This is a genomic window from Chitinophaga ginsengisoli (assembly GCF_003014595.1).
In the GTDB taxonomy this organism is placed as follows: Bacteria; Bacteroidota; Bacteroidia; order Chitinophagales; family Chitinophagaceae; genus Chitinophaga; species Chitinophaga ginsengisoli.
On the sequence record NZ_PYGK01000016.1, the window covers coordinates 155,627 to 167,387 of the forward strand.

An 11,761-nucleotide genomic window follows, 5' to 3' on the forward strand; every position below is an offset into this window, starting at 1 on the left:
AAAACTATTTCAACATGGAATTGCGGCAAAACTATCTTATGGGAGATGTCAGGGAAATGGAACATTCATTTATTTTGATGGATTATTCTACGATTTTGGACAAAATACTTATTTTGGCATCGGCCCGGATTTTATAGCGGTAAGATAGTATTGGGCTGAGGTAATTTAATATGAATCACGTTATTGGACCATTAAAAGATCAGAACAGGCTCAGGTCAATATAGTATTGAGCTAAGTTAATTTAACACGTACCACGTTATGAGAACAGTAAAGCGCAAAGACGGTTTTGAAGGACAACGTATGATCAGTCTCCCGGAGGCTGTCTGGAAAAATGCCATTAAAGCAAACCCGGTTATTGGTCAGTTGTATATTACCCACATCGGTTATTTCCCAAGAGCTGCTTTTCACTACCGGGAAAGGAAGAATGGGTGCCCTGACAATATTCTGTTATACTGTGTAAAAGGAAAGGGATGGTATACGGTAAACGACCGGCGTTTTGAAATGGGCGTGAACCAGTTTGTGATCATCCCTGCTACGAAGGCCCATTTGCGTTATGGATCGGACGATAAAAATCCGTGGACCATTTACTGGGTACATTTCAGCGGAAAAGATATGGATAGTTTCAACCGCGGATTTAATATCGGTTTGCTGGATGGTCCGCGGCATATACATTCCAATGAAGCTGGTATTCAGCTGTGGGATATGATGTATCAGAGTCTGAAGATGGGATTCGGAAAGGATAATATGGGCAAGGCGAATTTATGCCTGTATCATTTCGTTTCTTCATTTCTTTATCCCGAAAAGGAGTGTGCGGAAGAAAATGAGGCCAGGAGCAGGATTGACGGCACCATAAAGCATATGCAGCAGCATTTGTCTGCAACCCTGACAGTGGAAGATCTGGCGCAGCAATGTGATCTGTCTCCTTCGCATTTTTCCAACCTGTTTAAGAAAGCGACGGGTATGTCGCCCTTGAATTATTTTATTCATCTGAAGTTACAGAGAGCCTGCCTGTTGTTGTATACTACCGATATGAAGATCAAAGATGTGGCAGTGACCATTGGTTATGATGACCCTTATCATTTCTCCCGTTTATTCAAAAAGACCATGCATATTTCTCCGGAGCAGTACCGTGGGTTGAGAAGGAAGGAGGATCCGGCTGGGTGAACTGCCGGTATGAGTGGCATATAAACAGGATCAAAACCCGTACAAACAACGTTTCACCTATGTCTATCTTACGTTAATCCTGCGTTCCAGAACGTAGGATCAACGTAGGATGAACATAGGTGAAACCTTGTTAAGACGATGTTTGTACCTGATTAATACCTGTTTACATGAAGATGTAAACCTTTTCGTACCCGGGACGAAACGTCTGTGTAAAGGGCTCTTTCCCCAGGTTCTGAAAAAGGGCTTTTTAAGGCGATTAAAGCAATAGTAACAGAATAATGATCTTCATATGCCATTGCCACCTTTAAGCCAAAATACAGGCTGTTATAACGGTTTGATGTAAGTGTCTCCCCCGGGGGGGAAGCGCAGTACAGATGGTCGTATGTTATATTTCATTATTTTTGCATTTAAATTTTTTGACAAAATGAATAAATACGAAAGATTAAAGACTGAGCTGCAGACAGCCGGTACAGGAAGGATGAAAGCCTTCGGGAGTTCGATGTTACCCATTTTAAAAAGCGGCAGTTTGCTTACGTTCACGAAAGCAGCTGAATATGAGATTGGCGATATTGTATTCTGCAAAGTAAGAGGCCGTTACATTGATGCGCATAAGGTCGTGAAGAAAGATGCGAACAAGGGGTTTCTGATCGCAAACAATCATGGTTTTGAGAATGGATGGACGAAGATCATTTACGGCCGGGTAGTTACCGGTGAATTTGAAAACAGGATCATTTATCAGGGCCGTTAATAGCAGTACACCCCATTTAGCCCGGGCCCATCCGCAATGTTTTCGCGGTGCAACAACACGGCCCCGGCTTACTGAAAAGAAGAAATCCCAACTATCATTTTGATGCCATTGACGTTGAAACCCTCTACAGCTGCCTTTGCAGTAGATAAACAAACAGCCGTTCGCGATAAAAAGATAGCTCTAATTAACATAGGATTAACTAAGTTGTAATGAAAAAAAATTACCTTGGTTTATCTGCTTTTGAGTTCAAAAAAATAGGGGGCACTAAAAATTTTTGCTTATGCAAAGGGGAAGCATTAAAGCCAGGGACGCAGTTCTCCTGATCTGTTATTTTTTATTTACCAGTATGTTTATTTATGCCGCTGTCTCTAAACTGATGAATTACCAGATTTTTATTATTCAGATGGATCGCCAGCCATTCCCGGATAGCTACACGCCCATATTGGTATGGAGCGTTCTCGCATCTGAGATCCTGGCAGCTGTGATGATGATGACCCTTTCCCTGAGAAGGATCGGATTGTTTTTCGCTACAGCCATGATGATCTGTTTTACTGCTTACATCATCCTTGTCAAACTGCACTATTATGGCGTAATTCCCTGTAGCTGCGGGGGCGTGATTGCGAGCTTTACATGGACGCAACACCTGATCTTCAATCTCTTTTTTGTCACTATCGGCATTGTTGGTATTTATCTGGAACAGCAATTCAGAAAGAAAAAGGCATAGTTATCAGCGTGCAACATTTTACAGCACTATTGGTTATTCATAACACAGACCAGAATTGTAATCGCTTACGTAGAAACGACAACAATAAGACAATTACCTATTTTTAATCGCTTACGTAAAAGGGGATAGTAACGTGCAATACGTGAAATAATTACCTATGTGAGGTAATAAGGGACAATTTTTGCATTGCGAGTAACGGATGCTTACAACTGATAGGAGCGATGGACAGCGCATTCTCCTGATCTTAATGTATTAAGAATAATACTGGCTAAAAAACGTGTATGCCGGCGGCATGAAGGGGGAATCATGTCTTAATCTCAGGGGGATAAGAGAAGAAGTGTACTTCACAGAAGTGAGGACAAGATTGTGTTTTCTGACAATTTCAATATAGGGTTTCAATCACATCAATCACTTCAATTAGCATTCGTATGAAAAAGATCAAATTAGTATTTGCCATCCTGGCCCTTGCGGCAGGAGTTAGCGGCGCTGTTGCAGCCAATCGTCCTTCTACTACTGTTGCCAGTACTACATCTTCTACAGACGTCTTACATGATTGGATCGACTGGAACAATCAGCTAGTGCTTACCAATGCAACGCAGGCACAGGCGCAAACACTTTGTTCGGGAAATTTCAACATCTGTCTCCGGGCTAAAGATAATACCAACATCTACACAGTTGGAGAGCTTCCTGCGAGATAACTGAAAAGTACAACAGCACCCGGGTATGAAGAACCCAGGTGCTGTCTTAAACTACAATGTATCCGGCGCTTCTCAGCTAGTATCCATCATTTTGAGTAAGCGCCGGATTCAAAGCTCTCTGTGCCTGGGGGATCGGCCATAGTTCTTTTGTTACTTTCCAGTCAGATTTGATCTGTTTTAAAGTTTCAGATGCTTTGCCTGTTCGCTTCAGATCAAACCATCTGTGACCACCTTCCATAAAAAATTCAATCCTTCTTTCCCGTGCTATTTTTTCAGATAGCTCGGCTGCAGATATATTTGGATAGGTAGTCTGCACCAATGGCAATCCTGCACGTTGCCGGATGGCATCAATATCGGCGATAGCACCAGGCAATAGGTTCAGGTGTACACGGCATTCTGCGCGGATCAACAGTATCTCGGCAAGGCGGAATATCATGTTATATTCTACTGGTTTGGGATTGGCAATAAAGTCAGCCTTTTTCTTATACTTAAATGGATAATAGTAGGTGATGCCGTCAATCACCTTACTTTTAACCCATGAGTTCCAACGTTTGTCATTTGCCTCAAATGCGTCTCTCAGGTATGATGTCAATGCGTAAGTTGGCCGGGCAGCTTCTGATGGAATAAAATTGTTGCCTTCCATCGTATTGTAACCTGCGAGAACAGGTTGTATCTGGAATATGGCTTCATCGCTGTTAGCGAGAAATACATTGTCAAGCGCGGATAAATGGTAACGACCCGTATTAATGATTTCAGTGGCTTCTTTCTCTGCTGCCTGCCATTCCTGCTGATACAGATAGTACCTGGCCAGCAGGGCTGATGCCGTACTTTTATTGGCCCTGGCCCTTTCGGTTCCGGGATAGGCGTCTGAAAGCAGATCCTTTGCACTGAGGAGATCTATAAGAATGCTTTTTTTGATAGCATCTATTTCGGTTCTCGGCATGTTTTCATTGACCCTGTAATCTGTTACGGTAATGAGCGGTACCTTTCCGAATAACTGGATCATCTGAAAGTAAGTATAGGCTCTTAATAACCTGCATTCCCCGCTTAGCTGGTTTTTAATGGCATTGGAAAGCGTCGTGCTCTTATCTAATTTTTCCAGGCAGGCGTTGATCTGGTAGACAACCTTATAGGAATTATTCCAGAAATTGGTTTCGATGATCGTATTGGTAGTTGAAATAGCACCATTATAAAATTCCTGGGCGGAGATCGCCTGTCCTGTAAAGAATGCTTCATCGGCATAGATTGCAGTGTAACTGGTGATGACTCCGGCAAACACATTGGATATGCCTGCGATGGCGGAATAGATACCGAGAACGGCGGTTTCCGCAGATTCTTTATCCTTGAAGAGATCATCTCCCACAGCTTTGTTGGCAGGAATATCTACATCCAGTATGCTATTACAACTGAATGAAAAGCAGCAGATGATTGCTATTAATAAAGACTGTCTTTTGATTCGGTGGTTAATAAACGTATTACGCATATAGTATTGTTTCATTTACTTTATTGTATGGAAAACCGGATTCCTCCTGCAAAGGTTCTGAGTGGAGGCAGACTAAGGAAATCTGCTACCTCCGGATCGCCTTCCTTATACTTGCTGATTGTGAAAAGGTTCTGTGTATTGCAGAAGATAGTAAGTTGTGTGGGTGTTTTATCTTTACGCTTGCGCATATCCATTGTATAAGAAACAGCCACATTCCGGAATTTCAGAAAACTACCATCCGAATAGGCTTCACTGGAGGACAGAATGTCGGGCTTCTGGCGATATACATCGCCCGTAGGTTTCGTCGAATATTTTGGATACTTTGCAATGTCTCCTTTTTGCTGCCAGTGATCAAGTACAAGGTCGGATTGATTGACCATCATACCTGGAAAGAAGCTATTCAGGTAGGTCCTGTAAAGATAATTTTGGACCATTTGTTTCCTGAATTCTCCTGCTATGGAGAAACTCAAACGCCTATATTGTAAATTCAGCTGAAAGCCGCCGTGATATACCGGATCGAGATTACCGATTACTTTATAATCGGATGGAGTATAATGGCCATTACCATCTGTGTCTCTGAGCTTGAAATATCCGCTATCGGGTGAAACACCCCCGGATTGCAGTTTATACAATACGTTCAGTGATTCTCCTATTACATAAGTGCCAGCGTACGAGGAGTTAGCCAGGTTATCGAAGCGCAGCAATTTGTTCCTCGGAATGCTGATATTAAATGCGGCATTGAGTGTAAGGGATTTGCTTTTTATGAGGTCGCTGGTAATGGCAAATTCCCAGCCGCTGCTTTGCACCAGCGCGTTAAAGTTTTTTAGAATACTGTTAAAGCCTGTTTGCAGGGGCAATGAATATTTTATCAGTTGGTTATCGCTTCTGTTCCGGAAATAGGCAAACGAGGCGATCAGCCGGTCTTTGAAGAAGCCCAATTCCAGTGCTGCTTCAATCTTTTTAGTCCTTTCCCAGGTGTAAGCCGGGTTAAAGAGCGCATCCGGCTGCATAGTCGTCGTATTCTGGTAAGGGTTACCAAGGGTAGGAGACCAGGTATCCAGAAATTTGTAATCGGCTATCTGATCATTTCCTGTAACGCCAAAGCTTGAGCGCAATTTACCGAAGCTGAGAAAGGACAATTGCTCCTTGATAAAGGGTTCTTCTGAAAAGATCCAGGCCGCACCTAATGAACCGAAGTTACTGAACCGGTGCTCCGGACCGAATTTGGAACTGCCGTCCCTTCGTCCTGAAAGATTTGCGATATACTTGTTCCTGAGTTTATATGTGACCCTGCCAAAGGCAGCGCCATATTTATACTCAAGGCGGTTTGTAAGGTTGCTGGCTATCATGGCCGCTCCATCGAGTGAGGAAAGCAATGCATCATTGGTATAACCCTGCCCGACGATGGTGGAGGAATAATTGCTGGTATATTGAAAAGATACTCCGGCGAGAATGATCAGTTCTGCGTTTTTGATCCGCCGGTAATATTCCGCCTGGGGTTCTGCAAGATAACTTTTGAAGTTGTTGGTCCCGAATGAGGAAGTACCGGTAATGTTATCTGTCAGATAAGGGTTCTGCGACGCTTTAGGGATCCTTAAGTTTTCATTGGCTAGGGTACTGTTGTATCCCAGATTGAATTTTATCTTGAAGTCCTGTTGAGTGTCCCGGATGATTGAATATTCAGCATTGAAGTTGACGATCTGGTTCTCCTTTTCATGTATATAGGCTTTCAGGTATTCTGCCGCCGGATTCTGGAATGGCTCGTTTCCTTCAATCCAGTTCAATTGATTGTTCTTGTCGTATAACTGCGGAGCATCAGGAGGTGACAACATAGCGGTCAGGGAACTATTAAACATCGCATTCCTGTCCTTTGCGTAATTCGTGTATACACCTAGCCGGAACCGGTTGTCGGCAGATCTGTGGTTAAATGAAAAACTGGCCGTTCCCCTGAGATAGGCCATATCCGACGGGTAGACGGTGCCTTCCCGGTAGTAGCCAAGGCTCACCATCATCTGGGTGGTCTCATTGCCGCCTGAGAGGTAGAGGTTGGCGTTATTGGTAGGCGCATTGCCCCCTATCTGCCACTTCTGCCAGTCCGTATAGCGTGTAGTGTCCCACGACAGGATATCGGGTGCATAGCCGGGATCACCGGGCATCTTGCTGATCTTGAGCCCGTCGTTACTGAAGGCTTCACGGCGGACTTTCAGGTACTGTTGTGTGTTAAGTAGCCGTAGTTTGTTGCTGACCTGGCTGACACCCATCGTGTAATCTGCCCTGACCTTCAGCTTCCCTGCCACCCCTCTTTTAGTAGTAATAACAATAACTCCATTCCCGCCACGACTGCCATAGATGGCGGTGGCGTCAGCATCCTTCAGTACTTCGATACTGGCAATGTCCATGTTATTAAAGATGGAGTACAGTCCAACATTACTATTGGGATGAGCGGTGAGCAGGTTGATGTTCTGACTGCCGGCGGGCAAGGGTATACCATCAACTACGATCAGGGGCGTATTATTACTCAGGAAGGAGTTCTGTACCCTGAGGCGGATATCCAACGGAGTACCGGGTGCACCGCTGAACTGGTAAATAGTCAGACCAGGTACCCTGCCCTGAAGGGTGAACAGGGGATTACTGACAGGGTATTTTTCTATATCAATGGCAGCGACTTTCGCTACATTTCCTGTATTCAATCGTTTAGAAGTGGTGCCATATGCGATGATCACCGTTTCGTCTAGAGGGCTGAGCTGCCGGCGGAGCACTACGGTGATATCTTTATCAGGATCGGTGACAGGATATTCCTCAGCGCCATAACCGGTATAGCTGATCAGCAGGATGGGATGGGGGTCACCAGCTGAGAGGAAGAACTGTCCGTCTTCTTTAGCCGTGTATCCCTTATGTGTACCTTTTATTAAGATGGTGGCGCCAGGCAAAGGTATACCTGTGCTGTCCAGCACCTGCCCATGCAAGCGAAATGTCTTTGGTGTTGTGGCAGCGCGTTCGGTAACCTGATTGTCTGTGCCGGTTGGCGTCTTAAAGACAAGGAGCATCAGGCCTTCCACTTTACAGGTGAACCCTTTTTTATTGACTAAGCGATTGGCAACCGCCAGTACCGGTTCATTTGCGGTACGGAAGCTATATTCTTCGCGGTCGTCAAGAAGCTCTTTAGAGTAGTTAATACGCAGGCCGGTCTGTTTGGCGATGGTATCAAATATATCGTGTAAAGTAGTGTTGTGTACAGAGAAACTCACCTTCTTAGCGGCGAGGGATGAAGTGTCCTGCGCAATAACCGCAGTGGATAAGTATAGTGAGAACTGGAGTAACAGCATGGGATATAACGCGCTGGCATGCCTCTTATAAAGTTGCATATCTCTCGTGTATAGTTTTTATTAAATATCAGTATGTTCCCCTCGGGTAGACAATATTCATTAGCTAAACAGATGAACGATAGTTGTGCTTTTTTTTTGGTGGTTCCTTTGCCGAAAAAATCAGAATTATTCCAAAGTAGTTGTGGTAAAGCCTTTCATAACATATGGACCGGGCATCAACAGTCGGATTATTTTATTATCAAAATGATTATAGCTAATTTAGTACACTTTCTCCTGACTCAACACTTTCACTGCAATCTTATGATAATCCCAAGACAATTTAGATTATAGTCAGACTACGCAGAAATTGCGTTGTCAGTATTTTGTAATACGAATATTTGTTCACGTACAATGAAAAAACAGAAATCCAACTCATATGCAAATACCAGACAATGCCACATTGATCAGGCAGCTTAACGAGGGCAGTGAGCGGGCCTTTAGCCTGCTCTTTGAGCTGTATGCCAAAGATGTAAAGGCTTGTGCGATGTTTTATCTTAAAAATCCTGAAGATGCGGAGGATGTTGTACAGGAGCTGTTTCTCGAAATATGGAAGAGGAAGGGTACACTGAGGATCCGGGGTGAGCTGAGAGCTTATCTCATTTCTGCTGCCCACAATAAAAGTATAACCAAATCCGGCAGGAACAGGAAGTATGCTTTGAGGAAGCAGCTGTATTCGGAGGAGCTGGACCTGGCGTTGGTGGAGCTGCCGTCCTTTGACAAGGAGAGTGACCGGGTGGCACAGATAAGGGACGCGTTGAAAAAGGTACCGAAGAAGAGCCGGGAGGCATTCGAGATGATCTATTTTGGACAAATGAGCTATAAGGAGGCATCAGCCTTGCTCGGGGTATCGGAAGCTACCTTGAAGACACATGTGCAGAATGCCGCAAATTCCATCCGGAAGGAACTTGGTTCCCGGAAGGCCAGAGGGGGATCAAAAATTTTTTTGATTCTTTTCATCTATTTTTTATCTCAGTCATGTCTACAATAGTATAACCATGAAAAAAAGAAACTTGAAAACTGAAGCCCTCATAATTGCCGAAATAACCGGGTCGATCACCAGTGAAGAGCGTGTGGAGCTGCAGGAGCTGATGAAAACTTCTTCTCAGGTGAGAGCATTATCGGAACAAATGCATAAGGTCCTGGACCCGCAGAAAAGTGAGTTCCTTCAAATAAGGACCACTTCTGCAGAGAAGATCATTGAAATGGGCAATGCCCAGCTGCATAAAAGAGGCAAGGTACGCCGGATGGCAATGACCATTTCGGTGGCTGCGGCCTGTTTGGTAGGGCTGCTTTTTGCGGTATTCCACTATTCCGGACAAAAAGCCAGACCGGAAATATTATTTGGTAAAGGACAAAGTGTATGGTTAGACCTTAATAGAAAAGTGATTGCGTTGAATGGTCAGGGTGGTGAGATAGACGCCAGCGGATCATTTACGTATAATGGAACAGAGACATTGCCGATCGGGGAGGTTGTTGATGGAAAGGACAGTATTAAACTGATCGTGCCCTGGGGTAGGGAGTATAAAATTAAATTGAGCGATGGTACGCTTGTTCATATGAACTCGGGTTCTGTGTTAAGCTGGCCGGCCAGCTTCGGAAAAGGGAAAAGAGAGGTATCTCTGCGCGGGGAGGCATTCCTGACGGTAAAAGAAAATGAACAGGAACCGTTTATCGTTCACCTGCAGAATGAGGTGGTGCAGGTATTGGGTACCAGTTTTAATATCAAAGCATATAATGAAAAAGGGTTGCAGGTAGCCCTGTTTACCGGTAATATCCATGTGAAGGGAAAAGGTGGAAGTGTAGATCTTGCACCCGGTCAGGAAGCTGTTTACCAGGGCGAACACCTCCAGGTACAACCGGCTGATACAAAGAAGGTGGAAGAATGGAGAGAACGGATCATCGATCTGGAGGATGCAAGGGTTGCTGATGTGGAAAGAGCCGTGGTCAGATATTATGGTGAGAAGGTGGTATTTGATCCAGCCATCGGTGATAGACGGGCCAGGGTTTCCATTGATCGCGAGATGCCTGTGGAAGTCTTTTTAAAGCAATATGCGCTGGTGAATGACCTCCGGTATTCGAAAGAAAATGGTGTATATCGTTTATCGTTACCCGAGGAGAAATGATATTAAGTGCTCATGATAAGATAATTGAGACCGTGGCCGGTAATTTTAAATATTGGAGGAGTGATCTTAAGTGCTCATGATGGGTCATCTTAAGTGATACAGGCGAGCGATTTTAAAGACCGTGACCGGTAATCTTGAAAATTTGACAAGTGACCTTAATACTTGTGATGGGTGGTTTTAGGCCCCAAATGGGAGATCCTGAGTCGTGGCGGATGAACTGAAAATTATAATAAATGATTCTACATATTCATGATAAATGATTTCAAATATGACAAATGAGATTTTATATATTATTCAAGTTGGTTAGTTTTTATTTATCATCCTATGATACCCAGGTACTAATGAGTCAAGAGTTGCCCTCAAAATGACTATTGGTATGTTCCCAGATAGACAATCATTTGCACCATCCAGAATTGTTAACCTTTTTTTAGCTAGTCTAGTAGCGAGCCGGTAATTTCTTACCGGCTTTATTTTTTCCTGATATTTTATTTGCTGCTTTCCTCTTTAAGGAACTTATCGATCATCGCCACTACGAGATCGGGAATTTTACTGTTTCTGTCCGGAGCACAGATCTCCCCGATATAATCGCCATGTCCACCCGGCAATATCGCCAGCTGGGCATGTGGTAATGTACGGGACAATGCAAAGGCATGTTCTGCCTTTATGGCCTCGGCATCGCCATTGATCACCAATGCAGGCGCCTGGATATTTTTGATCTGCTCATCATTGATATCTTTGAAGCCGACCATTCTGGCCACATCGCGGTGGAACATAGCGTCGAGGCCTTTCGGGTCGGGATTGGCCTTTAGATAGGCATCCTTCAGCGGTTGCGGCATCTGATCGAAGGTGGCATGTTCCATACCTTCAAAGAAACCGGGCATCATGCCTTCGCGTTTGTAAAGGGTGGAGGCGAGTACCAGTTTATTCACCAGTTTAGGGTGACGGATAGCGATCTGTAAACTGGTAGTAGCGCCATTACTGAACCCCATGATATCTGCTTCTTCAATATGCAGCTGTTTCAGCAAGGCGGCCACATCGTCTGCGTCCTGCTCAAAACTTAAAGGACGGTCAATATCTGCCGTATGTCCGTGGGCCTGTAACTCTACCGCAATCACCTGGTGGCTTTTGGCCAGTTCCGGCAGAATACGGCTCCAGTTGGAAGCGATGGTAGAGCCTCCGCCATGCAGCAATACCAGTGGCATTCCCTTACCATGGATCTCATAGTACATCTTCAGGCCATTTACAGTGGCATAGTGTCCTGTCTGTTCATGTTGTGCATTCATTTGCAAGTGTGTTGTCATTACAAGGAATAAAAGTATCAATGATCTGATCTGCATTGAAGAGTTGTTTAGGCGCAAACTTACGCTGCGGTGGTTGAAATAAGGGGTGGCAAACAGGCCAATTCTGCGGGGTAGACAGGTCAGACTGAACTGTTAAAGAAAGGAAACAGGAAGTA

The 11,761-nt window shown here is 44.4% G+C and carries 9 protein-coding genes; 6 read left to right on the top strand and 3 right to left on the bottom strand.

Annotated elements, in window-relative coordinates:
* The first annotated feature begins 258 nt into the window (after window positions 1-258).
* The 4 genes from CLV42_RS27705 (at window position 259) to CLV42_RS27720 (ending at window position 3,334) form a co-directional block, all read left to right on the top strand.
* Complete coding sequence (locus CLV42_RS27705; protein WP_106605191.1) at window positions 259-1,164, top strand: AraC family transcriptional regulator; 906 nt, start codon at window positions 259-261, stop codon at window positions 1,162-1,164.
* Window positions 1,165-1,588: 424 nt separating this feature from the next.
* Window positions 1,589-1,912: a S24 family peptidase gene (locus tag CLV42_RS27710; RefSeq protein WP_106605192.1), complete on the top strand. Its 324-nt coding sequence runs from the start codon at window positions 1,589-1,591 to the stop codon at window positions 1,910-1,912.
* A gap of 280 nt (window positions 1,913-2,192) precedes the next feature.
* The gene (locus CLV42_RS27715; protein WP_106605193.1) at window positions 2,193-2,636 is read left to right on the top strand and encodes a MauE/DoxX family redox-associated membrane protein; all 444 of its coding nucleotides are present in this window, start codon (window positions 2,193-2,195) and stop codon (window positions 2,634-2,636) included.
* Between the two features lie 428 nt (window positions 2,637-3,064).
* Window positions 3,065-3,334, top strand: coding sequence for a hypothetical protein (locus CLV42_RS27720; protein WP_106605194.1), 270 nt, complete (start codon window positions 3,065-3,067; stop codon window positions 3,332-3,334).
* Window positions 3,335-3,410: 76 nt separating this feature from the next.
* Here the strand turns inward: CLV42_RS27720 and CLV42_RS27725 are convergent, their stop codons facing one another.
* Together CLV42_RS27725 and CLV42_RS27730 are read right to left on the bottom strand one after the other, a co-directional pair.
* Window positions 3,411-4,832, bottom strand: coding sequence for a RagB/SusD family nutrient uptake outer membrane protein (locus CLV42_RS27725; RefSeq protein ID WP_106605195.1), 1,422 nt, complete (start codon window positions 4,830-4,832; stop codon window positions 3,411-3,413).
* A gap of 5 nt (window positions 4,833-4,837) precedes the next feature.
* On the bottom strand, window positions 4,838-8,182 hold the full coding sequence (locus tag CLV42_RS27730) for a SusC/RagA family TonB-linked outer membrane protein (protein WP_106605196.1): 3,345 nt from the start codon (window positions 8,180-8,182) through the stop codon (window positions 4,838-4,840).
* 376 nt (window positions 8,183-8,558) lie between these two features.
* Between CLV42_RS27730 and CLV42_RS27735 the strand changes: the two genes are divergently transcribed.
* Together CLV42_RS27735 and CLV42_RS27740 are read left to right on the top strand one after the other, a co-directional pair.
* The gene (locus CLV42_RS27735) at window positions 8,559-9,170 is read left to right on the top strand and encodes an RNA polymerase sigma factor (protein ID WP_106605197.1); all 612 of its coding nucleotides are present in this window, start codon (window positions 8,559-8,561) and stop codon (window positions 9,168-9,170) included.
* Between the two features lie 7 nt (window positions 9,171-9,177).
* Window positions 9,178-10,305, top strand: coding sequence for a FecR family protein (locus CLV42_RS27740; protein ID WP_106605198.1), 1,128 nt, complete (start codon window positions 9,178-9,180; stop codon window positions 10,303-10,305).
* 485 nt (window positions 10,306-10,790) lie between these two features.
* Here the strand turns inward: CLV42_RS27740 and CLV42_RS27745 are convergent, their stop codons facing one another.
* Window positions 10,791-11,588 carry an alpha/beta fold hydrolase gene (locus CLV42_RS27745; protein ID WP_245901747.1) on the bottom strand — a complete coding sequence of 266 codons (798 nt, stop codon included), beginning with the start codon at window positions 11,586-11,588 and terminating at the stop codon, window positions 10,791-10,793.
* Between the last annotated feature and the right edge of the window lie 173 nt (window positions 11,589-11,761).

Bases quoted from the DNA above. Each gene is read 5' to 3' on its own strand.
- CLV42_RS27705 (WP_106605191.1), top strand. From the start codon at position 259: ATGAGAACAGTAAAGCGCAAAGACGGTTTTGAAGGACAACGTATGATC.
- CLV42_RS27710 (WP_106605192.1), top strand. From the start codon at position 1,589: ATGAATAAATACGAAAGATTAAAGACTGAGCTGCAGACAGCCGGTACA.
- CLV42_RS27715 (WP_106605193.1), top strand. From the start codon at position 2,193: ATGCAAAGGGGAAGCATTAAAGCCAGGGACGCAGTTCTCCTGATCTGT.
- CLV42_RS27720 (WP_106605194.1), top strand. From the start codon at position 3,065: ATGAAAAAGATCAAATTAGTATTTGCCATCCTGGCCCTTGCGGCAGGA.
- CLV42_RS27725 (WP_106605195.1), bottom strand. From the start codon at position 4,832: ATGAAACAATACTATATGCGTAATACGTTTATTAACCACCGAATCAAA.
- CLV42_RS27730 (WP_106605196.1), bottom strand. From the start codon at position 8,182: ATGCAACTTTATAAGAGGCATGCCAGCGCGTTATATCCCATGCTGTTA.
- CLV42_RS27735 (WP_106605197.1), top strand. From the start codon at position 8,559: ATGCAAATACCAGACAATGCCACATTGATCAGGCAGCTTAACGAGGGC.
- CLV42_RS27740 (WP_106605198.1), top strand. From the start codon at position 9,178: ATGAAAAAAAGAAACTTGAAAACTGAAGCCCTCATAATTGCCGAAATA.
- CLV42_RS27745 (WP_245901747.1), bottom strand. From the start codon at position 11,588: ATGAATGCACAACATGAACAGACAGGACACTATGCCACTGTAAATGGC.